At 71.5% G+C, this 23,342-nt stretch carries 21 protein-coding genes; 16 read left to right on the top strand and 5 right to left on the bottom strand.

Annotation, left to right across the window (positions count from 1 at the left end; translation table 11 throughout):
* The first annotated feature begins 161 nt into the window (after positions 1-161).
* Positions 162-2,393 carry a putative bifunctional diguanylate cyclase/phosphodiesterase gene (locus ABD332_RS03365; protein ID WP_344499356.1) on the top strand — a complete coding sequence of 744 codons (2,232 nt, stop codon included), beginning with the start codon at positions 162-164 and terminating at the stop codon, positions 2,391-2,393.
* On the opposite strand, the gene ABD332_RS03360 is transcribed toward ABD332_RS03365, so the two are convergent.
* The gene (locus ABD332_RS03360; protein WP_344499354.1) at positions 2,394-3,692 is read right to left on the bottom strand and encodes a chitosanase; all 1,299 of its coding nucleotides are present in this window, start codon (positions 3,690-3,692) and stop codon (positions 2,394-2,396) included.
* A gap of 137 nt (positions 3,693-3,829) precedes the next feature.
* On the opposite strand from ABD332_RS03360, the gene ABD332_RS03355 reads away from it, so the two are divergent.
* The 4 genes from ABD332_RS03355 to ABD332_RS03340 all read left to right on the top strand — a co-directional run bounded on the left by ABD332_RS03355 (position 3,830) and on the right by ABD332_RS03340 (position 6,005).
* Positions 3,830-4,201 (top strand): ArsR/SmtB family transcription factor, encoded by a 372-nt coding sequence (locus tag ABD332_RS03355; protein ID WP_344499352.1) that lies wholly within the window; start codon positions 3,830-3,832, stop codon positions 4,199-4,201.
* Positions 4,198-4,686, top strand: coding sequence for an SRPBCC family protein (locus tag ABD332_RS03350; RefSeq protein WP_344499350.1), 489 nt, complete (start codon positions 4,198-4,200; stop codon positions 4,684-4,686). The genes ABD332_RS03355 and ABD332_RS03350 overlap by 4 nt, the downstream gene beginning before the upstream one ends.
* Positions 4,687-4,824: 138 nt before the next feature.
* Positions 4,825-5,763 (top strand): exopolyphosphatase, encoded by a 939-nt coding sequence (locus ABD332_RS03345; protein WP_344499348.1) that lies wholly within the window; start codon positions 4,825-4,827, stop codon positions 5,761-5,763.
* Positions 5,682-6,005: a GNAT family N-acetyltransferase gene (locus ABD332_RS03340; protein WP_344500702.1), complete on the top strand. Its 324-nt coding sequence runs from the start codon at positions 5,682-5,684 to the stop codon at positions 6,003-6,005. Before ABD332_RS03345 ends, ABD332_RS03340 begins: the two co-directional genes overlap by 82 nt.
* A 40-nt stretch (positions 6,006-6,045) precedes the next feature.
* Here the strand turns inward: ABD332_RS03340 and ABD332_RS03335 are convergent, their stop codons facing one another.
* Together ABD332_RS03335 and ABD332_RS03330 are read right to left on the bottom strand one after the other, a co-directional pair.
* Entirely contained in the window at positions 6,046-8,289 is a 2,244-nt protein-coding gene (locus ABD332_RS03335) for an ATP-binding protein (protein WP_344499346.1), read from the bottom strand.
* Positions 8,286-8,945: a sensor histidine kinase gene (locus tag ABD332_RS03330; protein WP_344499344.1), complete on the bottom strand. Its 660-nt coding sequence runs from the start codon at positions 8,943-8,945 to the stop codon at positions 8,286-8,288. The genes ABD332_RS03335 and ABD332_RS03330 overlap by 4 nt, the downstream gene beginning before the upstream one ends.
* A gap of 104 nt (positions 8,946-9,049) precedes the next feature.
* Here ABD332_RS03330 and ABD332_RS03325 point away from each other — a divergent pair, with 104 nt between their 5' ends.
* Both ABD332_RS03325 and ABD332_RS03320 read left to right on the top strand, forming a co-directional pair.
* Positions 9,050-9,424 carry a response regulator transcription factor gene (locus ABD332_RS03325; protein ID WP_344499342.1) on the top strand — a complete coding sequence of 125 codons (375 nt, stop codon included), beginning with the start codon at positions 9,050-9,052 and terminating at the stop codon, positions 9,422-9,424.
* 9 nt (positions 9,425-9,433) lie between these two features.
* Positions 9,434-10,219 (top strand): class I SAM-dependent methyltransferase, encoded by a 786-nt coding sequence (locus ABD332_RS03320; RefSeq protein WP_344499340.1) that lies wholly within the window; start codon positions 9,434-9,436, stop codon positions 10,217-10,219.
* An 18-nt stretch (positions 10,220-10,237) separates the two neighbouring features.
* Here ABD332_RS03320 and ABD332_RS03315 read toward each other — a convergent pair whose 3' ends face one another.
* Positions 10,238-10,909 (bottom strand): SIMPL domain-containing protein, encoded by a 672-nt coding sequence (locus ABD332_RS03315; RefSeq protein ID WP_344499338.1) that lies wholly within the window; start codon positions 10,907-10,909, stop codon positions 10,238-10,240.
* 84 nt (positions 10,910-10,993) lie between these two features.
* Between ABD332_RS03315 and ABD332_RS03310 the strand changes: the two genes are divergently transcribed.
* A complete protein-coding gene (locus ABD332_RS03310) occupies positions 10,994-11,977 on the top strand; it encodes an SMP-30/gluconolactonase/LRE family protein (RefSeq protein WP_344499336.1) in 984 nt (327 codons plus the stop codon).
* 100 nt (positions 11,978-12,077) lie between these two features.
* Here the strand turns inward: ABD332_RS03310 and uxaC are convergent, their stop codons facing one another.
* Entirely contained in the window at positions 12,078-13,487 is a 1,410-nt protein-coding gene (uxaC, locus tag ABD332_RS03305; RefSeq protein ID WP_344499334.1) for a glucuronate isomerase, read from the bottom strand.
* 154 nt (positions 13,488-13,641) lie between these two features.
* Between uxaC and ABD332_RS03300 the strand changes: the two genes are divergently transcribed.
* The 8 genes from ABD332_RS03300 (at position 13,642) to ABD332_RS03265 (ending at position 23,311) form a co-directional block, all read left to right on the top strand.
* Positions 13,642-14,640: a LacI family DNA-binding transcriptional regulator gene (locus tag ABD332_RS03300; protein ID WP_344499332.1), complete on the top strand. Its 999-nt coding sequence runs from the start codon at positions 13,642-13,644 to the stop codon at positions 14,638-14,640.
* Positions 14,641-14,691: 51 nt separating this feature from the next.
* Positions 14,692-15,897, top strand: coding sequence for an extracellular solute-binding protein (locus ABD332_RS03295; protein ID WP_344499330.1), 1,206 nt, complete (start codon positions 14,692-14,694; stop codon positions 15,895-15,897).
* The gene (locus ABD332_RS03290) at positions 15,894-16,946 is read left to right on the top strand and encodes an ABC transporter ATP-binding protein (protein ID WP_344499328.1); all 1,053 of its coding nucleotides are present in this window, start codon (positions 15,894-15,896) and stop codon (positions 16,944-16,946) included. The genes ABD332_RS03295 and ABD332_RS03290 overlap by 4 nt, the downstream gene beginning before the upstream one ends.
* The gene (locus tag ABD332_RS03285; protein WP_344499326.1) at positions 16,946-17,824 is read left to right on the top strand and encodes an ABC transporter permease; all 879 of its coding nucleotides are present in this window, start codon (positions 16,946-16,948) and stop codon (positions 17,822-17,824) included. Before ABD332_RS03290 ends, ABD332_RS03285 begins: the two co-directional genes overlap by 1 nt.
* On the top strand, positions 17,821-18,651 hold the full coding sequence (locus ABD332_RS03280) for an ABC transporter permease (protein ID WP_344499323.1): 831 nt from the start codon (positions 17,821-17,823) through the stop codon (positions 18,649-18,651). The genes ABD332_RS03285 and ABD332_RS03280 overlap by 4 nt, the downstream gene beginning before the upstream one ends.
* Positions 18,648-19,856: a D-mannonate dehydratase ManD gene (manD, locus tag ABD332_RS03275; protein WP_344499321.1), complete on the top strand. Its 1,209-nt coding sequence runs from the start codon at positions 18,648-18,650 to the stop codon at positions 19,854-19,856. The genes ABD332_RS03280 and manD overlap by 4 nt, the downstream gene beginning before the upstream one ends.
* The gene (locus tag ABD332_RS03270; RefSeq protein WP_344500700.1) at positions 19,853-21,157 is read left to right on the top strand and encodes a mannitol dehydrogenase family protein; all 1,305 of its coding nucleotides are present in this window, start codon (positions 19,853-19,855) and stop codon (positions 21,155-21,157) included. The genes manD and ABD332_RS03270 overlap by 4 nt, the downstream gene beginning before the upstream one ends.
* A gap of 69 nt (positions 21,158-21,226) precedes the next feature.
* A complete protein-coding gene (locus ABD332_RS03265; protein ID WP_344499319.1) occupies positions 21,227-23,311 on the top strand; it encodes a glycoside hydrolase family 2 protein in 2,085 nt (694 codons plus the stop codon).
* Positions 23,312-23,342: the final 31 nt, after the last annotated feature.

The following is a 23,342-nucleotide window of genomic DNA, read 5'->3' as shown; positions in this document are numbered from 1 at the left end:
GTGCCGCTCCCGTAGTGCCGTCACACATCGGTTGCGGTGCACCGTGCACGCCCGGCCGGTGACAAATGTCAGACGGCACGTCTCCCCGTTCGCTCCCGTTCCGCACCCGCGACGGGAAGGGATCGGCTCAGGAAGACCGGGCCGGCACCGATCAACGGACCATGTCGGTGAACGCGCTGGAGCAGCACGAAGGCGAGTACCGCGCCCGCCAGATCAGGCTGGGCACGTGGGTCGGCGTCGCGGTGATCGCCATCGGCGCGGTCCGGGTGCACCTGGACTGGCAGGGCGGGCCGCTGCTCGTCGCCGCGATCGCGTTCGTGGGCGTCGCGCAGGCCGCGATGGCGCTCCTGCCGTGGCGCCGGCTGGTCGACCGGCCGTGGCTGCCGCGCGCGCTGTTCGCCTGGTGGCTGGGGAACCTGGCGGTGCTGCTGGCGTTCACCGCGTACGACGTCGCCGCGCTCGCCATCTACCCCGCCGGCGTGACCCTGATCCTGGCGTCCACCGCGGCGCTCGCCTCCGAGCGGGCCGTCATCGGCATCGGCGCGGCGTCGCTGGTCGGGTACGTGTCGCTGGTACTCACCCGGGACCGCCCCGTCACCGGTACCCTCGCCGCGCTGAGCCTCGCGCTGATGGCCGGCGTCATGTGGTTCTGCGCGCGGACCGCCAGCAACCGCCGGCGCCTCGACGCGGCCCGGCTCAGCGCCGAACGGCGGATCGAGGCGCTGCTGGAGAACTCCTCCGACGCGGTCATCGCCGTGCTGCCCCTCGGCGGCGTCACCTACTGCAGCCCGTCGGTGCGCACCGTGCTCGGCTACGAGCAGGGGTTCGTCACCAGCGACCTGCTCATGGACATCACGCACCCCGACTTCCTGCCGGTGGTGATGGAGTGGTGGTTGAGCGTCGCCAACGGCGCCCCCGGCTCCTCCGCGCGGGTCGAGTCACGGATCCGCCGCGCCGACGGCGCCTGGATCTACGCCGACGTGATCGGCACCAACCGGCTGGACGACCCGTCGCTGGAGGCCGCGGTCATCAGCATCAGGGACATCACCGAGCGCAAGGAGCTGGAGGAGGAGCTGACCCGGCAGGCGTTCGCGGACTCGCTGACCGGCATGCCGAACCGGGCCCTGTTCCGCGACCGGCTCGAGCACGCCATCGCCCGCAACCGGCGCGGCGGCGGGCGGATCACGCTGCTGCTCGTCGACCTCGACGACTTCAAGCTCGTCAACGACAGCCTCGGCCACAACGCCGGCGACCAGCTGATCGCGTCGACGGCGCTACGCCTGCACCAGCAGCTGCGGTCCGCGGACACCCTCGCCCGGCTCGGCGGCGACGAGTTCGCGATCCTCGTCGAGGACATCGACGAGTTCGAGGCGATGGACCTCGGGGACCGGCTCCTCGCCGCGATCCGCCGCCCGCTGCGCCTCGGCAACCGCGAGGTCGTCTGCTCGGCCAGCATCGGCGTCGCGACCGCGAAGGCGAGCGAGGGCGAGGACGGGCCGGACCCGGGTGAGCTGCTGCGCAACGCGGACCTCGCGATGTACGCGGCGAAGGCCGCCGGCCGGGACCGCTACGCGCTGTTCGACCCCGCCATGTACGCCGAGATCCTCCGCGAGGCCGACGACCGCGCGGAGCTGGAGCGCGCGCTCGCCGACGAGGAGTTCGTCGTCCACTACCAGCCGATCGTGGACCTGCCGACGAGCCGCCTCATCGGCGTCGAGGCCCTGGTGCGGTGGCAGCACCCGGTGCGCGGGCTGGTCGGGCCGAACGCGTTCATCCCGCTCGCCGAGTCGACCGGGCTGATCGTGCCGCTGGGCCGGTGGGTGCTGCGGCAGGCGTGCCAGCAGCTCGCGCAGTGGTGCGCGGAGTTCCCCGAGTCCGCCGGGCGGATCCGCATGAACGTGAACCTGTCGGCGCGGCAGTTCCAGCACGAGGGGCTCGTCGAGGAGGTCGGGCAGATCCTCGCCGAGACCGGCATCGACCCGCACCAGATGGTCCTGGAGATCACCGAGTCGCTGCTGATGCAGGACACCGACTCGACGATCGAGACCCTCGGCCGGCTCAAGTCATTGGGTGTACGCCTCGCGATCGACGACTTCGGCACGGGCTACTCGTCGCTGTCGTACCTGAAGCGCTTCCCCGTCGACATCCTGAAGATCGACCGGTCGTTCGTCGACGGCATCGACACCGAGAACGGCGACGCGACACTGGCGGAGGCCGTCGTGCAGCTCGGCCGGGCCCTGCAGCTGCAGACGGTCGCCGAGGGCATCGAGACGCAGGAGCAGTGGTCGACGCTGCAGGACCTCGGCTGCGAGTTCGGGCAGGGCTACCTGTTCGCGAAGCCGGGCGCCGCCGAGGCGATCTCTTCCATTCTCGGCGGCGCCAGGTCTGAGTGACTACGCGGGGATCGAGAAGGGGTCCCCGTACACCTTCCAGCTCAGCGGCGGGTTGAGGTCGAAGTTGCGGTTGTTGAGGAACACCCGCTGCGCGGTGTCGACCCGGCTGGTGTCGCTGTGCGCCTCCTCGGTCTTCATCGCCGCGACCCGCGCGTCGAGGAAGGCGTTGAGGTAGGTGAACTCGTCGCCACCCTGTGCGGGGGTGCGGGCCTTGGCCATCGCGGCCCGGCGGATGCCGCCGAAGCTGACGGCACTGTCGCCGGGGCCGTGCATGACGATCGCGTCGTAGTAGGCGAACTGACCCAGGGCCCGCAGGCCGTCGGCCTTCGCCTGCTGCACCGAGGGGTTGAAGTAGACGCGGTCGCGCTCGTCGTTCTGCGCGGTCTGGAAGGCGGGGTCGGCCGCGGCGGTCTTCCAGTCCCGGGTGAAGTTCGGGTCGAGCCCGGCGTGCGAGTCGGTGCCGTCGACGTTGCGCAGCGCCGGCAGGTACTTGGCGAGCACGTTGCCCGGGACGCGTTGCGTGTAGAGCTGGACCAGCTCCAGCATGTCGCCGGTGCCGGAGCAGAAGCCGATGATCCCGGCGGTGTACCCGCGGCCGTCGCCGATGTCCTCGATGTACTTGTACTGCGCCTTCCAGTCCAGCGAGGAGTTCTCCGCGCTGGACACCAGCTGCATGGCGATGTCCTTCTTGCGCGGGTCGGTGAGGTCCTTGCCGGCGCTGGGGCTGCTGCTCGGGGTTTTCGACGGCGTGGGGCTGGCGCTGGGGGTCTTCGACGGCGTCGGGCTGGCGCTGGGCTGCGTGCCCGGCGTCGTGCCGTACACCTTGAACTCCCACAGCGAGTAGCCGTAGGTCGTGCCGCGGGCGGTGCCCAGGACCCGGACGTAGCGTCCCGTGCCGTTCAGGCCGGTGAGGTCGTCCGTCGCCCCGTTGCCGGTGGTGGTGCTGAAGATGGTGGTCCAGGCGCTGCCGTCCGGCGAGGTCTGGATCTGGTACGCCTTGGCGTACGCCGCCTCCCAGCTCAGGTTGACGTGCGTGATCGTCTTGGCGGCACCGAGGTCGACGCGGATCCACTGCGGGTCGACGCCCTCCGCGCTGGCCCAGCGGGTGCCGGTGTTGCCGTCGACGGCGTTGCCCGGGCCGAGCGAGGACAGCTCGTCGGACGACGACGTGGCCGGCCTGCCTTGTGAGAGCAGGCTCTCCGTGGCCGCCTCGGCGCCGTAGGTGGTCACTGCGACCGTCACCCCGCCGATCAGCGCGACCGCGGCACCGATGCCGACCAGCCTGCCGGGAATCTTCACGAGGCCTCCCTCTCGTTAGATAGGTAACTTACCTGACAGATAATCTGATTCGAATCCTTCGATGTCAAGGTGCCTAAGCCAGACTTCAGACTCCGTTAGGTCAGGGAACGTGTAACCCGTGGGTTACACTTCTCGGCGTGGACGACGTGGCGGAGGCGATCGCGGACCCGGTGCGCCGGGCGATCCTCGAGCTGCTGCACACCGGCGGCGCCGCGCCGGCGGGCCAGGTCGCGTCGGCGATCGGCGCCCGGTTCGAGATCAGCCGCCCCGCCGTGAGCCGCCATCTGCGCGTGCTGCGCGAGTGCGGCCTGGTCCGCGACACCCTCGAAGGCCGGCGCCGCGTGTATTCCCTGGACCCCACCCGGCTCGGCGAGCTGACCGGCTGGCTCGCCCGGTTCACGGCGCCGCCGATCTGGCAGCAGCGGATGGACGCGCTGGAGACCGAGGTGTACCGCACCCGCCGCGACCGCCTTCGCAACCCACCCATCGGAGAGGAACGCACCGCATGAGCCCGACCCCCACCGGCCGCTGGATCCCCACCGCCACCGGCGGCGAACTGGTGATCAGCCGCACCTTCCGCGCCCCGATCGAGGACGTCTGGGCCAGCGTCACCGAGTCCGACCGCACGGCCCGCTGGTTCGGCCCCTGGAAGGGCGACGCCCGTCCCGGCGGCCGCATCCGGTACCAGATGATCCAGGAGGAAGGAGCCCCCTGGTCCGAGGCGCGGATCGAGGCCTGCGAGCCCCCGCGACGGCTCGTCCTGACCGACTCGATGGCCCACCTGGAGCTGCGCCTGTCGACCGTGGACACCGGCACGCTGCTGGAGCTGGTCCACCACCTGCCCGGCCCCGACGGCGTCGGCGCCGGCGACTACGGCCCCGGCTGGGAGTTCTACCTCGACGCCCTCGTGGCCTCCCGCGACGACACCCCGATGCCCGACTTCAACGACTACTACCCGTCCATGAAGCCATACTTCGAAGCCCTGCTCGAGTGATGTCTCCGGCGTCCTCCTGACCTTCACCTGCTGTTGTAATCGGCGGCCGCGGCACCGACTTCTTCACCGACGTGCCGCCGATCCGCTCAGGTCGGCGCGTCCGTGGCCGATCGGGGGCGACAGGGCTGGAGCAGGGAGATGGCCGTGAAGCACAGGCTCGTGACGCGCAGCGACTTCGACGGCTTGGTGTGTGCCACGCTGCTGAAGCACCTGGACATGATCGACGAGATCGTCTTCGTGCATCCGAAGGACATGCAGGACGGCAAGGTCGAGATCACCGCGAACGACATCATCACGAACCTGCCGTACGTGCCCGGTGCGCACATGGTGTTCGACCACCACCACTCGGAGACGGTGCGCGTCGGGCCGCAGCCCAACCACATCATCGACGCGTCCGCACCGTCGGCGGCACGGGTCATCTACAACGAGTTCGGCGGCGCCGACTTCTTCACCGACGTGCCGCCGGACCTCATGGACGCGGTCGACAAGGCCGACTCCGCGCAGTACACCGTGGAGGAGATCCTCGACCCGACCGGCTGGGCCCTGCTGAACTTCCTGATGGACAGCCGCACCGGCCTGGGCCGCTTCCGCGACTTCACCATCTCCAACTTCGAGCTGATGATGAAGCTCATCCACGCCTGCCACCAGCTGGACAGCGTCGACGAGATCCTGGCGATGAAGGACGTGCGCGAACGCGCCGACCTGTTCCACGCACACACCGAGCCGTTCATCGACCAGCTGCGCCGCGTCACCACCGTCCACGACGACGTCGTCGTGGTCGACCTGCGCGACGAGGACACCATCTACGCCGGCAACCGCTTCATGGTCTACGCCCTCCACCCCGACGCCCGCATCTCCATCCACGCCCTGTGGGGCCGCGCCAAGCAGAACACGGTGTTCGCCGTCGGCAAGTCCATCGTGGACCGCACGTCCCCGGTCGACATCGGCTCCATCATGCTCAAGCACGGCGGCGGCGGCCACCGCGCCGCCGGCACCTGCCAGGTCGACAACCCCACCGCCGCCCAGGTCCTCACCGAACTCATCCAGTCCCTGTCCACCCCCCGCGTCCCCGCCTGACCGCGCAGCATGCTTCCGGCCGTGGCGTGGCGACCGCAGCCGTCCGGGAGCTGTGCCGGCTGGCGGCGGCCCGGCACGGGCTGCGCACGCTGCGGGCGGCCGCCTCCCACCAGAATGTGGCGTCCCGGAAGGTGCTGACCAAGGCCGGCTTCGCCCCTGCCGGTCCGGCCGACCCGGCACACCTCGGTGGCAAGGCAGGCACCTGGTATCAGCGCGACCTGATGCTCGAGCCGCGCCTGTAGCGGTGCTTGAAGGGCGCGGAGACGCCTGCGGGGAAGGGCGTCAGGAGGCGTTGACGTCGCTGGGGCGCATGAGGCGTTCCCAGCCGGCGTCGGCGGACATGCCGTAGGTGCGCAGGGCGGCGATGGGGTCGGGTTCGGTGGGGTGGTCGGCCGTGGGGAGGGAGACGCAGAACCTGGTGCCGCCGCCGGGGTTGTCCTCGACGGCGATCGAGCCGCCGTGGCGCTCGACGATGCGGCGGCAGATGGCCAGGCCGAGGCCGGTGCCGCCGTAGTCGGCGGGGCGGGCGCGGTAGAAGGACTCGAAGACGCGGGCCTTGTCGCCGTCGGGGATGCCGATGCCGCGGTCGGCGACGACGAGGACGATGCGGTCGGGGTCGGACACGGCGGTGACCTCGATGTGCGGGGTCTGGCCGGCGGGGGTGTACTTGATGGCGTTGCCGATCAGGTTGTCCACGACCAGGCGCAGCAGGCCCGGGTCGGCCTTGATGTGCGGCAGGTCGCCGATGTGGATGCGCGGCGTGGGTGGGAGGGCGACCGTGGACGCCTTCGCCAGTTGCATGGGCGGGGCGAGGGCGGTGCGGTCGGCGACGACGGACGCGACGACGGCGCCCAGGTCGACGTCGGTGAGGTTGAGCGGCGCGTCGCGGGCGGTGGTGTACGCGAGCAGGTCGTCGATGATCGACCGCATCCGGATCGCGCCCTGGCGGACCCGCTCGACCGCGACCTTCGCCGTGTCGGGGCGGCGCGGGGCGGCCTGAGCGGCGTCGGGGCCGGAGCGCGCGACGCCGGCCGAGAGCGCGTCGGCGGCGACGGCGGCGAAGCCGTGCACCGCGGTCAGCGGGCTCTTCAGGTCGTGGGCGACGACGGCGGCGAACTGGGCCAGCTCCGTCTCGTACCGGCGCAGCGCCGTGATGTCGTGCAGGACCGCGACCGCGCCGCGTGGGCCGCCGCCGGAGCGGTCCAGCGGGCGGGCGCTGACGCTGACGAGGATGCCGTCGGGGTGGGTGGGGTTGCGGATCACCATCTCGACCCGGTCGACGGAGACGCCGCGCAGCGCCTTCACCATCGGCAGCTCGGCGGCGGGGAACGGGGTCGCGCGGTCCGGCAGGTAGGCGCCGTAGTGCGCGGGCCAGTCCTCCAGCGTGTCGGGGTCGCCAGCGGTGCCGAGCAGCTGGCGGGCCGCGGGGTTGTGCAGCAGCACGCGGCCGTCGGCGCCGACGACGGTGACGCCCTCGGCGAGGCTGGTGAGGATCGCCTGCTGCAGGGCGGCCTGGTCGCGGGCCTCGCGCTCGGCGGCGCGCAGCTCGCGGGTCGACTCGTGCACCAGGGTCATCGCCTTCGAGCGGCGGGTCGACAGCAGGTACACCAGCAGCGTGACCAGCACGGTCAGCGCGGCGCCGGCGGCGGTCGCGACGAGGGGCCGGTCGGTGTAGGCGCCCGGCAGGTCGCGCGGGTCGGCGCTGACCTCCAGGTGCCACACGCGTTGCGCGATGCCGATGTCCTTGGCCCGGCGCAGGGCGTTGCCGGGCATGGCGAGGCGGTGCACGGTCGCGATCGGCAGGAGCCCGCCGCCGGTCTGGGTCGCGGACAGCGTCGCGGTGACCCGGCGGTGCAGCACCTCGCCGAGCGCCCCGCCGAAGAAGCCCTCGCCGCGCAGGCCGAGCACGACCCAGCCGCGCAGCGCGCCGTCCGCGCCGGTGACGGGCGTGGCGAGGCTGAGCGTGCGCCGCTGCCCGCCGGCGATCAGTGCCGCGTTGGACACCGCCGCGTGTCCGGACAGACGCGCCTGCCGCATGACGTCGGCGAGGTCGGGGTTGTCGCCGAGGTCGCTGCCGCCCTCCAGCGGGGCGTTGCCGTCGAGCTGCCGCGCGTACACGCCGAAGTAGTGCTCCTGAATGCCTTCCGCGGGCTTGAGGGTGAGCCCGGTGGCGCCGGCGGCCCGCCACGCGTCCTGGACGGCGGCGACCTCCGGTACACCGGCGGGAACGACGAACACGAGGGCGGTGGCGCCGGCGAGCGACGGGATGCGGGACGTCGCCCGGTCGAACGCCTGCGGGCTCAGCCCGTCGTGCGAGCCGAGCGCGGCCGCCACGTTGTCGATGGTGTCGACGTACCGGCGGACCTCCCCCGCGACCGCCGCAGCCGCCAGATCCGACTGGCGTTGGATTGCCAGCTGCGCCGAGCGCCGCTCCTTGCCGGTGATGACGCTCGTGACGCCGAGCGTGACGAGCGCCCCGAGGACCAGGACCGCGGCGGCGAGCGCCATCGAGCCGTACCGTCTCATCGCGACCGCCGCATCGCCCGCACCACGACCCGCTCGCTGGGCCGCACCGTCCGCGGCAACGCCACCCGCAGCTCGCTGTCGCCGGCGGCCACGCTGCCGCCGTGCTGCTCGGCGATCGCCCGCACCACGGCGAGTCCGAGCCCCACGATGCCGGCCGGCTCGTCGGCGTCGCCGGTGACGGTGACGGTGACCCACGCGCCGGTGCCGTCGCCGCCGGTGCCGACCCACAGCTCGGCGCACCCGGCGAAGCATCCGGCGGCATGGTTGAGCAGCGCCACCAGCAGATGCTCCAGTTGCCGTGGATCCGCCTGTACGACGCAGCTTCCGGCACTGTCCGCGCACCGCACCGCGGGCTCGCCGGGTCGCGCGTGCGCGTTGTGCGCCCGCACCGCGTGCTCGCACAGGCGGGCCAGGTCGACGTCCTCGACCACCAGCCCGTACGCGCCGGCGTCGACGGACGCGATCAGCAGCAGGTCGTCGATCAGGCTGTCGAGGCGGTGCACGCAGGAGTTGAGCATGGTGAGCATGTGCCGCTGCCGCTCGGTGAGCGGGCCGGCCTGCTCCAGCACCTCGCTGTAGCCGCGGATGCCGGTGAGCGGCGTGCGCAGCTCGTGCGACAGCTGCCGCAGGTACTGCGGCTCCACCGCTGCGGTCATCCTCGCGGCCTCCAGACTCGAACCATCCGGAACCACCATAGTTGAGCCAATTTGTCCATATACTCGGATCGGATGCTTCACATGGGAACGGGAGGTCGGTGCTCGTGTCGACGGTGCTCGTGGCCGAGGACGACCTCGCGATCCGGGAACTGCTGACGTTCCTGCTCGACACGTCCGGCCATCAGGTCATCGCCTGCGCCGACGGCGGCACGGCCCTGGACACGGCCCGCCGCGAACATCCCGACCTGGCGATCCTGGACGTCAGCATGCCCGGCATCAACGGCATCGAGGTCTGCCGCGCCCTGCGCGAGACCACCGACACCGAGCTGATGCCCGTGCTGATCCTCACCTCCCACGGCCAGTGGCTGGACGTGAGCACCGGCTTCGACGCCGGCGCCGACGACTACCTCGTGAAGCCGTTCGAGCCGAGCGTCCTGCTGGAGCGCATCGAGACGCTGCTCTCCGAGGCCCCTGACTAAGCTCCCCGCATGGGGAAATGGACCGGCCGCGCGGCGGCGTTCGCGGACAGCTACGTCCACCTGTGCGCGTACACGGCGCCGGCGCTGCTGTCAGCCGCGGGGCTCGCACCGGGGATCAGGCTGCTCGACGTCGGCACGGGCACGGGGACGGTCGCGGCGCTCGCCGTCGCGGGTGGCGCCACGGTGACCGCGGTGGACGCCGAGCCGGGCATGGTCGAGCTCGCCCGCGCGGTCGTGCCCGAGGTCCTCCACGCCGGCCTGCCCGACCTGCCGCTGCCCGACGCCGCCTTCGACGCGGTGGTCGCGAACTTCGTCGTCAACCACGTCACCGACCCCGGCCGCGCGGTCGCCGAGCTGGTGCGCCTGACCACGCCGGGCGGGCGGGTGGCGGTCACCGTGTGGCCGCACCCGTCGCCGCCGCTGCAGCAGCTGTGGAACGACGTCATGGCCGCCGTCGGGCTCACCCCGGCGCCGTCGATCATCCCGCCGTCGCTGAACTTCGCCCGTACCGCCGAGGGCGTCGCCGGCCTGCTCACCGGTGCCGGCCTGCGGGACGTCGCCTGCCACACGATCAGCTGGACGCACCGCACCGACGTCGACACCTGGTGGATCGGGCCCGCCAACGGCATGGGCGCCCTCGGCGAGGCGCTCGCCGGCCAGGACGCGGCGACGGTCGCCGCCGCCCGCAGCGCATACGAACGCCTCGCCGCCGGGTTCCTCGACGACGACGGCGCGCTCGCCCTGCCGACGGCGGCGCTCCTGGCCTCGGGACGCGCTCCGTCAGTCGTGCGCTAGCGCGAACCCGAGCCCCCGTCAGTCGTGCGCCAGCGCGAACCCGAGCATCACCGCGGCCGACACGATGACGTGGCCTGGGGCGAGGTCCTGGTCGGCGGCCTCGCCCGAGCCGCTGGCATGGCCGCGGTACCGGTTCACGCCCGGCGATTCCGGGTCGACGTCCTCGATGTGCAGCACCGCCCCGACGCGGACACCGGCGGCCTCCGCGTACAGCTCGGCCTTGGCCCGCGCGGCCGCGACGGCCTTGCGCCGCGCCTCGGCCCGCAGCGCCGGCTTGCCGGTGACGTCGAAGTCGACGCCTTCGATCTCGTTGGCGCCGGCCGCGACGAGGTCGACCAGCAGCTGCCGGCTCCCGTCGAGGTCCGCCGACTCGACGGAGAACCCGGCCACGCACCGGTAGCCGGCGAAGCGGCTGTCGCCGTCGACGTACCTCGTCGCCGTCACGAGGCTCAACCGGGACGCCTGTACAGCCGCATCGGGGATCCCGTGCCGACGCAGCACGTGCCTGACCTCGCCGACCGCGGCGCTCGCGCTGTCGAGCGCCTCCGCCGCCGTCTCCAGCGTCCGCACGACCTTGAACCGGATCCGGACCAGCTCCGGCACCGCCTTCACACTCGCCGCACCGAACACGCTGACACCCCACGGCTGCCCGATCGTCTGCATTCCCACCGTCCAATCTGTCTGGGACACGGTCCGAGTATTCGACGCCGCACCCACCCCCGCAGGTTGCCCGCCGCCGTGGCGCGGGCGGCCGCGCCGTCGTAGGGTGCTGCCATGCCCCGCCGCTGGATCGTGCCGCGTCGATGGCGGCCGCCCGCGGCGCGCGACACCGGGCCGACCGGCGCGTTCGTCGTCGCGCGGCGGCTGGCGACGGGTGGGCACGGCCCTGAGGACGTCATGTTCGACGTGTCGGGTGCCGTCGTCACCGGTACCGGTGACGGCCGGCTCCTGCGCCTCGGCCCGGCCGGCTCGCGCATGGTCGTCGCCGACACCGGCGGCCGCCCCCTCGGCGTGCAGCCGTGCCCCGACGGCAGCGTCCTGGTCTGCGACCACGACCGGGGCCTCCTGCGCGTCACCGCGGACGGCACGGTCGAGGTGCTCGTCGACACCGTGGACGGCGCGCCGCTCACGTTCGCCAGCAACGTCGTGCAGGGCGCGGACGGCACGATCTGGTTCACCACGTCGACGACCCGCTGGGACCTCGAACACCACCTCGGCGACATGTTCGAGCACACGTGCACCGGCCGCCTGATCCGCCGCGACCCCGACGGCACCGTCACCACCCTGCTGCACGACCTGAAGTTCGCCAACGGCCTGGTCCTCGTCCCCGACGGCTCTCTGCTGTTCGCCGAGACCGCCGGGTACCGCATCCGCCGCCACTGCCCCGACGGCCGGGTCGAGCCCTTCGTGGAGAACCTGCCGGGCTTCCCCGACAACATGAGCCTCGGCAGCGACGGCCTGCTGTGGGTCGCGATCGCCGCGCCCCGCAACCCGCTGCTCGACCGCCTCCTGCCGCTGCCGGGCCTCCTGCGCCTCCTGGCCTGGAACCTGCCCGCCGCCCTGCGCCCCAAGGCGACCCCGATCGCGTGGGTCATGGCCTTCACCCTCGACGGCCACCTCGTCCACGACCTGCGCACCACCGACGGCTCCTACGGCTTCGTCACCTCGGTCGCCGAACACGCCGGCACGGTCATCGCCGGCAGCCTCACCGCCACCGACGTCGCCGTCCTCGACATCCCGGCACAACCGGCCAGCTGAACAAAGCCTGCGCGGTGGAACGAGAACGCGAAGATGCCGAGGACCAGCAGCTTGACTCGCTTGTTCGTGGCGATCACCCGCAGGCGCCGTCGTAACTTGGTCACGTCGCGGGGCGGGTGTAGACCTCCTTCGGGATCGTGTAGGCGAGGTCGACCGCCGTCTCGATGGCTTCGTCGAGGTCCAGGTGGTGCTGGGCGACCAGGCCCGCCAGGTAGCCGGCGTCGATGCGGCGGGCCAGGTCGTGGCGGGCCGGGATCGAGGCGAACGCGCGGGTGTCGTCGACGAAGCCGGCCGTGTTGTAGAAGCCTGCCGTCTCCGTGACCGAGGCGCGGAAACGGCGCAGGCCCTCGGGGCTGTCGAGGAACCACCACGGGGCGCCGAGGCGGACGGCGGGGTAGACGCCGGCGAGGGGGGCCAGCTCGCGGCTGTAGACCGTCTCGTCGACGGTGAACAGGATCAGGCGCAGCGTGGGGTGGCGGCCGAAGGACTGCAGCAGCGGGCGCAGCGAGCGGGTGAACTCGGCGGTGACCGGGATGTCGAAGCCGCGGTCCGGGCCGTACTGCTCGAACGCATCGGTGCTGTGATCGCGCAGGACGCCGGGGTGCAGCTGCATGACCAGGCCGTCCTCGCAGGACATGGCGGCCATCTGGTGGAGCATGTGGCCGGCGAACGCGCGGGCCTCCGCGGGGGCGACCTGGCCGGAGAGGGCGGCGGCGTAGATGCGGCGGGCCTCGGCCGGCGGTAGCGGGGTGGTGTCGGCGGACTCGTGGCCGTGGTCGGTGGCGAGGGCGCCCGCGGCGATGAAGGCCTGCCGCCGGGCGCGCAGTGCCGCCAGGTAGCCGTCGTAGTCGTCGGTGGGGACGTCGGCGCGCTTGGCGAGGGCGGCCACGTCGGCGGTCCACGTAGGACGGTCGAGGTGGACGAGGGCGTCGGGGCGGAAGGTGGGGATGACCCGGCCCTCCCAACCCGAGGCGGCCAGCCGGGCGTGGGCGTCGAGGTCGTCCAGCGGCGAGTCGGTGGTGGCGAGCACCTCGATGCCGAACCGGGAGAACAGCGCCCGCGGGCGGAACTCCGGCGAAGCGAGGCGCGATGACAGGGCGTCGTACAGCGCGTCGGCGGTGGCCGCGGACGGGACGACGGCGACGCCGAAGACCTCGACGAGCTCGTGGGTCAGCCAGTACCGCGACGGGGTGCCCCGGAAGAGCCGCCAGTTGGCGCAGAACGTCCGCCAGATCGCCCGCGGGTCGGTCGTCGCCGAGGGGCCCACGCCCAGCGCCTCCAGCGGTACACCCGCCGCATGCACCAACCGGGTCACGTAGTGGTCCGGGGTGATCAGCAGTGAGGCCGGGTCACCGAACGGGGTGTCGTCGGCGAGGAGCGCGGCGTCGACGTGGCCGTGCATGCAGACCAGCGGCAGCGACCGGGTCGCGGCGTAGACGGTGCGGGCGAGCTCCCTGGTCGTGGGGTCCGGTGGCAGGGCCCGGTCGGGGTCGAGGTGGAGCTGCGGCACCGTGCTGACTCCTCAGAGGTAGATCCCACAAACGTTCTCATCACTGTGTGCGCACGAAATCGCCGCGTCAAGAGTGAGCGTGAGGAATCTCTTGACATCGACCTACAAACGATTTCATGCTTGCCGTCATCACGAGACCCAGGGAGCGTGCTCGATGCCGGTGACGATCAAGGACGTGGCCCGCGTGGCCGGCGTGTCGCCGTCGACGGTGAGCCGGGCACTGACCACACCCGCGCTCGTCCAGGCCGAGACCAGGTCCCGGGTCGAGCGGGCGGCCGCCGAGCTGGGCTACCAGCCCAACCGCGCGGCCCGCGGCCTGATCACCGGCCGCACCGGAAACATCGGGCTGATCGTGCCCGACCTCACCAACCCGTTCTTCCCGGGCGTCGTCAAGGGCGTGCAGAGCCGCGCCCGCGAGTCGGACTTCTCGGTCTTCCTCGCCGACACCGACGAGGACCCCAACGCCGAGGCCGGCCTGGTCAGGGCGCTGAGCAAGCAGGTCGACGGCATCGTGCTCTGCTCGCCGCGCATGACCGAGGAGGACCTGCGCTCGGTCGCGGGCGAGACGCCGATCGTCATGCTCAACCGCCGGGTCGGCCAGATCCCGGCGATCACCATCGACAACGTCGACGGCATCCGGCAGGCCGTCGCGCACCTCGCCGCCCTCGGCCACCGGCGGATCGCCTACGTCGCCGGCCCGCGGGCGTCGTGGTCCAACCGGGAGCGGGCCAAGGCGCTGCGGGCGGTGACCGCGGCCGGCGACATCGAGCTCGTCGAGGTCGGCAACTTCGTGCCGCAGTTCGCCGGCGGCGTCGCGGCGGCTGACCTGGTGCTGGCGACCGGCGTCACCGCCGTCATCGCCTACAACGACCTGGTCGCGCTCGGCCTGCTGAACTGGTTCGCCACCCGCGGCGTCAAGGTGCCCGAGGCGATCAGCGTCATGGGCTTCGACGACATCGTGCTGTCCCAGATGGTCAGCCCGTCGCTCACCACCGTCGCCCAACCGCAGGAGCCGATCGGCCGCGCCGGCGTCGACATGCTGCTGCAGCTGCTCGAAGACCCCGACCGCGCCGCCCTCGCCCGCCGCGAGCTCCCGTCACAGCTCATGGTCCGCCACTCGACAGGCCGCCCACCCGCGGCCAGCACCATCTGAGCCACGCCGCACGACACCCCCCTGAAGCGTGCACCAGAAGGGAATCCCGCTATGTCCCTGACCCGCAGACACTTCGCCGCACTGCTCACCCTCACGCTCGTCGCCGGTTGCGGCGCCCCGGCGAAGAACACCCCGTCGGCCGCGTCCAGCGGCGACCTGCCGCTCAAGCCCGCGTCCCCCGTGACGCTCAACATCCTCGACGTCGCCGGCAACCTGCAGCTCACCCAGGGCATGATCGACGACTTCGTGTCCGCGCACGGCGACACGATCAGCAAGGTCACCTACTCCAAGGCGACCGCGCCCGAGCTCGCGCCGAAGGTCAAGGCGCAGCAGAACGCCGGACGGGTCGACATCGACCTCGTGCTCACCGGTGTCGACGGCCTCGCCGCCGGTGTGGACCAGGGGCTCTGGCAGCCGTTGCTTCCCACGTACGCCCAGCGCCTGTCCAACATGAACAGCTACCTGCCCGGCGCCGCCGCGATGCAGAAGCTCGCCGGGGACTTCGGCGTCACCGTCACCTACTACCCGTCGGGCCCGCTGATCGAGTACCTGCCGGACAAGGTGCCGAACCCGCCGAAGAGCGCCGATGAGCTCCTCGCGTACGCGAAGGCCAACCCGGGCGCCGTCCAGTACGCCCGGCCCGCGAACTCCGGGCCCGGCCGCACGTTCCTGATGGGGCTGCCGTACCTGCTCGGCGACAAGGACCCGAAGGACCCGGTCAACGGCTGGGAGAAGACCTGGGCGTACCTCACCGAGCTCAACAAGTACGTCGAGCTGTACCCGAGCTCGACCAGCGAGACGATGAAGTCCCTCGCGAACGGTTCCGCGAAGATCATCGCGACGACGACCGGCTGGGACATCAACCCGCGCGTCCTCGGCCAGGTGCCGAAGGAGGCGAAGATCGGCTCGCTCAACGGCTTCCACTGGGTCACCGACGCGCACTACGCCGTCGTGCCGAAGGGCGTCTCCGCCGACAAGCAGGCCGCGATCCTGTTGCTGTTGCAGGACATGCTCAGCCCGAAGCAGCAGGCGAAGGCCTACGACAAGGGCTACTTCTACCCCGGCCCGGCGGTCAAGGACGTGCCGCTGTCGATGGCGCCCGCCGACAGCCAGAAGGCGATCACCGACTTCGGCCGCCCCGAGTACGACCAGCTCATCTCCGGCAACCCTCTGGAGGTCCCGCTCGACGCGAAGGCGCTCGTCGCCGCGTTCGACAAGTGGGACCGTGAGGTGGGCGGCGCGAAGGTGAAGAAGTGACCTTCAACCAGCTGCGGCTCGACGGCGTGACCCGGCGCTTCGGCGGCCAGGACGCGCTCGTCGACCTCAACCTGACGATCGAGCGGGGCGAGTTCATCGCCCTGCTCGGCCCGTCCGGCTGCGGCAAGTCGACCGCCCTCAACTGCCTCGCCGGCCTGCTGCCGCTCACCGCGGGCAGCATCTGGCAGGACGACACCCGCCTCGACACGCTGCTGCCGGAGAAGCGCGGCTTCGGCATGGTCTTCCAGAACTACGCCCTGTTCCCGCACCTGACGGTCGCGAAGAACATCGCGTTCGGGCTCCAGATGCGCCGCCTGCCCAGCGCCGAGATCCGCCGTCGCACCGACGAGGCGATCGCCCTGGTCCACCTGGAGCAGCAGGCGCGGAAGCTGCCCGGGCAGCTGTCCGGCGGGCAGCAGCAGCGGGTCGCGATCGCCCGCGCGGTCGTGCTGGAGCCGTCGCTGGTCCTGATGGACGAGCCACTGTCCAATCTGGACGCGAAGTTGCGGCTGGAGATGCGCACCGAGATCCGCCGGCTGCACCAGGCGCTCGGCCTCACCACCGTCTACGTGACGCACGACCAGGAGGAGGCGCTGTCGATGGCCGACCGCCTGGTCGTGCTCCGCAACGGGCGGGTCCAGCAGGTCGGCACCCCGGAGCAGATGCACACCCAGCCCGCGAACCGGCACGTCGCCGACTTCATGGGCTTCCGCAACCTGCTTCCGATGAAGGTCGTCCACACCGGACCGTCCACAGTGGTGGAGGGCGGCGGGTTGACGTTGCACGGCACCGCCGTCGGCGACCTGGCCATCGGGGATGCCGTTGTCGCCGGTGTACGACCGGAGTCCCTGCGGGTCGCCGACGACGGGTTTCCCGCCACCGTCGAGGTGGTGGAGTACCAGGGCCGCGAGGTGGCCGTCGAGGTCGTGACGGAAGCCGGGCAGCGCCTGCACCTGCGCACCGGGACCCGGCCCGCACCGGGCGACAAAGTCCGCCTCGCGGTGGACCTGTCGGCGCTGCTCGTGTTCCCCGCCGGAGGGGAGAGCTGATGGCCAAGGTGGCGCTGCGGCACCGGCTCGCCGAGCGCGGCGTCGACCGGCAGCTGCTCCTGCTCGGCCCGGCGCTGCTGTTCGTCGTGACGCTGTTCGTCTACCCGTTCTTCTACGGCATCGGGCTGTCGTTCCAACCCGAAGAGGGTGGGCCGTTCGCGGCCTACACGTCGTTCTTCAGCGACGCGTACGAGCGCGGCACCCTCACCACCACGCTGTGGTTGTCGCTGCCGGTGGCGCTGCTCAACGTCGGCGCGTCGGTGCCGATCGCCTACCGGATGCGGGGCAGGTTCCGCGGCAAGCGGCTGCTCACCACGCTCCTCGTCGTGCCGATCACCCTCGGCACGGTCCTCACCGCGCAGGGGCTGCTCAACTTCCTCGGCCCCACCGGCTGGTTCAACCGCACCCTGATGGCGGCCGGGATCATCGACGACCCGGTCCGGCTCACCCACAACTACTGGGGCGTGTTCTTCTCCCTCGTCATCACCGGCTTCCCGTTCGCGTTCCTGCTGGTGCTGTCGTACCTGTCGGGCATCGACCCGACCCTGGAGAAGGCCGCCGCGACCCTCGGCGCCGGCTGGGCGCAGCGCTTCCGGCGGATCACCCTGCCGCTGCTCGCGCCGGGCCTGGCCACGACGTTCTGCCTGACGTTCGTGCTGGCGTTCAGCGTGTTCCCGTCCGCGGTCCTCGTCGGCGACCCCGCCGGCGACACCCGCGTCATCTCCATCGCCGCCTGGCACGCCGGCTACGAACAGTACGACTACCCGAAGGCGTCCGCGATCGCGGTCGTCATGGGCCTCGTCGAGCTCGCCGTCATCGCCGCCGTCCTCGGCTGGCGGTCGCTGCTGTACACCGGATCCACCGGAGGCAAGGGATGAGACTCACCGCGCGTCCTGCCGCCTGGCTCGTCTGGGGTGTCGTCGCGTTCTTCTTCGTCAACCTGTTCGGCCTCGTCGGCTCCGTCGTCGTCAGCTCGTTCGGGACCCAATGGTTCGACACGTGGCTGCCTTCCGGCTTCACCGGCCAGTGGTACGGCGAGGCGTGGCGCGACTTCGGGCTGCTGCCCGTCCTCGTCACCACCCTGGAGGTGTCCGCGCTCGTCGTCGGCATCTCCGTGCTCGTCGGCGTGCCCGCCTCCTACGTGCTGGCCCGCCGCGCGTTCCCCGCCCGGCGCGTCCTGTACCTGCTGTTCCTGCTGCCGATCCTGATGCCGCCGATCACGTACGGCATCCCCCTGGCGACCGTGCTCTACAAGTACGGGTTCGCCGGGCACATGACCGGGGTGGTGCTGGCGAACCTGGTGCCGTCGGTGCCGTTCGTCATCCTCACCATGACCCCGTTCATCGAGCAGATCGACCCCACCATCGAACGCGCCGCCCGCATGTGCGGCGCCGGCACCCGCCAGATCTTCACCCGCATCCTCGCCCCGCTGCTCGTCCCCGGCATCCTCGCCGCGTCGATCCTCGTCCTCGTCCGCACCGTCGGCATGTTCGAGCTGACGTTCCTGACCGCCGGGCCCGACTCGACCACGCTCGTCGTCGCGCTCTACAACTCGATGTCCGCCGCCGGCATCCGCGCGCAGCAGTCCGTGGACGCGATGGCCGTCATCTACACCGGCACGATGCTCGTGCTGCTCGTCCTGGCGCTGCGCCTGGTGAACCCGACCCAGCTCGTCGCCCGGGTCAAGGAGGAGGACGTCACATGAGGATCAGCGAGGCCCGGGTCATCGTCACCTGCCCCGACCGCAACTTCGTCACGCTGAAGATCGTCACCGACGAGGGCGTCACCGGCGTCGGCGACGCCACCCTCAACGGCCGCGAGCTCGCCGTCGCCAGCTACCTCACCGACCACGTGGTGCCACAGCTCATCGGCCGCGACCCGACCCGCATCGAGGACACCTGGCAGTACCTGTACAAGGGCGCGTACTGGCGGCGCGGGCCCGTCACGATGAGCGCGATCGCCGCCGTCGACACCGCCCTGTGGGACATCCTCGGCAAGATCGCGGGGCTGCCGGTGTACAAGCTGATCGGCGGCCGCTCCCGCGAGGGCGTCACCGTCTACGGCCACGCCAACGGATCCACGGTGGACGACGTGCTGGTGGAGGTCGCCAGGTACGTCGACCTCGGCTACAAGGCCATCCGGGTGCAGACCGGCGTCCCCGGGCTCGCCAGCACCTACGGCGTCTCCGGCGACAAGATGTACTACGAGCCCGCCGACGCCACCCTGCCGACCGAGAACGTGTGGTCCACGGCGAAGTACCTGAAGCACACGCCGACGGTGTTCGCCCGCGTCCGCGACGAGTTCGGCCCCGACGTCAGGCTGCTGCACGACGTGCACCACCGGCTCACCCCGATCGAGGCCGCCCGGCTCGGCAAGAGTTTGGAACCGTTCGACCTGACCTGGATCGAGGACCCCGTCCCCGCCGAGCTGCAGGACGGGTTCCGGCTCATCCGCCAGCACACCACCACCCCGATCGCCGTCGGCGAGGTGTTCAACACCGTCTGGGACTGCGAGCAGCTCATCCGCGAGCAGCTCATCGACTACATCCGCGCGACCGTCGTGCACGCCGGCGGGATCACCCACCTGCGGCGCATCTTCGACCTGGCGGCGCTGCACCACGTGCGGTCCGGCTCGCACGGCGCCACCGACCTGTCCCCGGTCTGCATGGCGGCCGCCCTGCACGTCGACGTCGCCATCCCGAACTTCGGGCTGCAGGAGTACATGCGGCACACGACCGCGACGGACGAGGTGTTCCCGCACGGGTACCACTTCGACGGCGGCTACCTGCACCCGTCCGAGGAGCCGGGGCTGGGCGTCGACATCGACGAGGAGCTCGCCGCGCGGTACCCGTACAAGCCGGCGTCGCTGCCGGTGAACCGGCTCGAAGACGGGACGATGCACAGTTGGTGACCCGCCTGTCGATGTCCGCCCTGCGGTCACTGCCCGCGTTGCCGTACGACCCGGCTGACGTGCGGGTCGGCATCGTGCACCTCGGCGTCGGCGCGTTCCACCGGGCGCACCAGGCCGTCTACACCGACGCCACCCTGGCCGCCGACCCGACCTGGGGGATCGCCGGCTTCACCCAGCGGTCCACGACCGTCCGGGACCAGCTCGCGCCGCAGGACTGCCTGTACACCGTCCTCGAACGGGGCGTCGGCGCCGGACCTCCGCGGATCATCGGCGCCCTGCGCGAGATCGGCCTGGCGTTCGAACTGGTGAACAGGATCGCCGACCCGGCCGTGCGCCTGGTGACCCTCACCGTGACCGAGAAGGGCTACCGGCCCGGCAACGCGGTCGAGCGGCTCGTCGCCGGCCTGGAGCTGCGCCGCCGCGCCGACGCCGGGCCGCTCAGCGTGCTGCCGTGCGACAACCTGCCCGCCAACGGCGCCACCCTGCGCCGGATCGTCCTCGCCCACGCCGCCACCGTGCCGACCGGTGACCGGCTGGTCGAGTGGATCGGCTCCTCGGTCGCGTTCCCGTCGTGCATGGTGGACCGGATCGTCCCCGCGACCTCCGCCGCCGATCTCGCCGATGTACAGCGGATCCTCGGCGTCCGCGACGAAGGCACGGTCGTCGCGGAACCCTTCAGCCAATGGGTCATCGAGGACACGTTCGCCGCCGGGCGGCCCGCGTGGGACGCCACGTTCACCACTGACGTCGCGCCGTACGAGGCGGCGAAGCTACGGCTGCTCAACGCGACCCACTCGCTGCTCGCGTACACCGGCGCCCTCGCCGGCCACGAGACGATCGCGTCGGCGCTGACCGACCCCGTCCTCGCCGACGCCGCGTGGCGGCTCATGACCGAGGACGCCGCGCCGACCCTGACCCTGCCGGACGGCTTCGACCTGCGCGGCTACCAGGAGTCGATCCTGCGCCGGTTCGCCGACCCGGCACTCGGCCACCGGACCGCCCAGGTCGCCGCCGACGGCTCGCTGAAGCTGCCGATCCGGCTGCTCGGCACCGCCCGCGACCGTCTCGGTTCGGGACACACTCCACAGTGGACCGCGCTCGCCGTCGCGGCGTGGATGGTGTACGTCGCCACCCGCCAACCCGTCGAGGACCCGCAGGCGGCGGCGCTGGCGGCCGCGGCGGCCGGCCGCTCCACCCCCGCCTCGCTCGTCGACGCACTCCAGCCGTTCCTCGGGGAACCGCTCGGCACCACCTGGCGCGACCTGCTCGTCGAACAGGTCGCGCGCCTGCGTCTCAACTGAACACGGCACCTCACCGCTGCCCCGCCCGGGGCGGCGCGTACCGCCATACGTCCCGTTCGGGAGTGAACAATGCCCAGGATCGTCACGTGGCTCGCCACGGCCGTCATGGTCGTGGCCGCCAACGTGATCGCGGCGCCCCACGCGTCCGCGGCCACGTACACCCCGCCCGCGCTCCGGCAGCGGGTCGACCTCAACTCCGGCTGGCGCTTCACCAAGGGCGACGTCGCCGGTGCCGAGGCCACCGCCTTCAACGACAGCGGCTGGCAGCAGCTCAGCGTCCCGCACACCTGGAACGCCGCCGACGGCGCCGACGGGGGCAACAACTACTACCGCGGCGTCGGCTGGTACCGCCGGCACTACACCGTCCCGGCGTCCTTCGCCGGCAAGATGCTGTTCCTGCAGTTCGCCGGCGCGAACCAGGTCGCCGACGTGTGGGTCAACGGCACCTACCTCGGCAAGCACTCCGGCGGCTACTCCCGCTTCCGCTTCGGCGCCACGTCGGCGTTCAAGGTGGGGCAGGACAACGTCATCGCGGTCAAGGTGAACAACGCCAACAACGCCGACATCCCGCCGCTGTCCGCGGACTTCACGTTCTACGGCGGCATCTACCGCAACGTCAGCCTGCAGGTCGTCGACCCCCTGGCCGTGCGGATGCTCGACTCCGCCGGCCCCGGCGTGTACCTGCGGCAGCGGTCCGTCACCGCGGCGTCGGCGACGGTCGACGTGACCACGAAACTGTTCAACAACTCCACGTCGAGCCGCTCCGTCGTCGTCCGCACGGTCGTCACCGACGCGGCGGGCAACATCGTCGCGGACCAGTCGCTGCCCGCCCGTACCGTGGCCGCGAACGCCGGCGTGGACGTCGTGCAGACCGTCACCATCGCCGACCCGCACCGGTGGGACGGGCTCGCCGACCCGTACATGTACAAGGCGAACGTCGAGATCCGCTCCGACGGCCAGGTCACCGACGTGGTCACCGAGCCCCTCGGCCTGCGCACCTTCGGCGTCGACCCCAACACCGGCTTCACCCTCAACGGTCACCCGTACGACCTGCACGGCGTGAACCTGCACCAGGACCGCGCCGGGGTCGGCTGGGCCGTCGACGACACCCAGCACACCCAGGACTTCGACCTGATCCGCGAGATCGGCGCGACCACCATCCGGATGGCGCATTACCAGCACGACCAGAAGGACTACAACCTCGCCGACGAACGCGGTCTCGTCGTCTGGGCGGAGATCCCGCTCGTCAACGACACCACCAACTCCGCCGGCTACACGGCGAACGCCCGCCAGCAGATGATCGAGCTGATCCGGCAGAACTACAACCACCCGTCGATCGTCTTCTGGGGCCTCGGCAACGAGCAGCGGGTCGACAACGCCGCCACCAACGCCCTGCTGGACAGCCTCGCCGGCCTCGTGAACACCGAGGACCCCGACCGGGTCTCCGTCTACGCCAGCTGCTGCGTCAGCGACACCGGCGCCGTCAACAACCACGCCGAGGCCAGCGGCTACAACAAGTACTTCGGCTGGTACAACGGCGGCTACAACGACCTCGGCGGGAACCTGGACAGCCTGCACGCCGCGAACCCGTCCCGCCGCATCGCCCTGTCCGAGTACGGTGCGGGCGCCAACACCACCCAGCACGCCCTCAACCCCGCCGCGCCCAGCCCCGGCGGCCAGTACCACCCCGAGGAGTACCAGGCGCTGCTGCACGAGGCGTCCTGGAAGCAGCTCGACGCCCGCCCGTACGTGTGGGGCACGTACGTGTGGAACATGTTCGACTTCGCCGCCGACGCGCGCAACGAGGGCGGCCAGCCCGGCATCAACGACAAGGGTCTCGTCACCCGCGACCGGGTCACCCGCAAGGACGCCTTCTACTTCTACAAGGCGAACTGGTCGGCGGCGCCCACCCTGTACATCACCAGCCGCCGCTGGACCCAGCGCACCACCGCCGCGACCGAGCTGAAGGTGTACTCGAACGCGGCATCCGTCACCGCCACCCTCAACGGCGTCTCGCTCGGCTCCCGCACCAGCGCCGATCACATCTTCAAGTGGACCGGCGTGACCCTGCGCGCCGGCGCCAACACCGTCCAGGTCACCGCCACCGTCAACGGCACCCCCGTCACCGACACCGTGACCTGGAACTTGAACTGAGTGCCACGGGCGGTCCTTCCGATGTCGAGAA

The organism is Dactylosporangium maewongense (genome assembly GCF_039531485.1).
Taxonomy (GTDB): Bacteria; Actinomycetota; Actinomycetes; order Mycobacteriales; family Micromonosporaceae; genus Dactylosporangium; species Dactylosporangium maewongense.
This window is presented reverse-complemented; position numbering and strand designations above follow the sequence as displayed.

Bases quoted from the DNA above. Each gene is read 5' to 3' on its own strand.
- ABD332_RS03365 (WP_344499356.1), top strand. From the start codon at position 162: ATGTCGGTGAACGCGCTGGAGCAGCACGAAGGCGAGTACCGCGCCCGC.
- ABD332_RS03350 (WP_344499350.1), top strand. From the start codon at position 4,198: ATGAGCCCGACCCCCACCGGCCGCTGGATCCCCACCGCCACCGGCGGC.
- ABD332_RS03345 (WP_344499348.1), top strand. From the start codon at position 4,825: ATGGCCGTGAAGCACAGGCTCGTGACGCGCAGCGACTTCGACGGCTTG.
- ABD332_RS03335 (WP_344499346.1), bottom strand. From the start codon at position 8,289: ATGAGACGGTACGGCTCGATGGCGCTCGCCGCCGCGGTCCTGGTCCTC.
- ABD332_RS03330 (WP_344499344.1), bottom strand. From the start codon at position 8,945: ATGACCGCAGCGGTGGAGCCGCAGTACCTGCGGCAGCTGTCGCACGAG.
- ABD332_RS03320 (WP_344499340.1), top strand. From the start codon at position 9,434: ATGGGGAAATGGACCGGCCGCGCGGCGGCGTTCGCGGACAGCTACGTC.
- ABD332_RS03310 (WP_344499336.1), top strand. From the start codon at position 10,994: ATGCCCCGCCGCTGGATCGTGCCGCGTCGATGGCGGCCGCCCGCGGCG.
- ABD332_RS03300 (WP_344499332.1), top strand. From the start codon at position 13,642: ATGCCGGTGACGATCAAGGACGTGGCCCGCGTGGCCGGCGTGTCGCCG.
- ABD332_RS03295 (WP_344499330.1), top strand. From the start codon at position 14,692: ATGTCCCTGACCCGCAGACACTTCGCCGCACTGCTCACCCTCACGCTC.
- ABD332_RS03285 (WP_344499326.1), top strand. From the start codon at position 16,946: ATGGCCAAGGTGGCGCTGCGGCACCGGCTCGCCGAGCGCGGCGTCGAC.
- ABD332_RS03280 (WP_344499323.1), top strand. From the start codon at position 17,821: ATGAGACTCACCGCGCGTCCTGCCGCCTGGCTCGTCTGGGGTGTCGTC.
- manD (WP_344499321.1), top strand. From the start codon at position 18,648: ATGAGGATCAGCGAGGCCCGGGTCATCGTCACCTGCCCCGACCGCAAC.
- ABD332_RS03265 (WP_344499319.1), top strand. From the start codon at position 21,227: ATGCCCAGGATCGTCACGTGGCTCGCCACGGCCGTCATGGTCGTGGCC.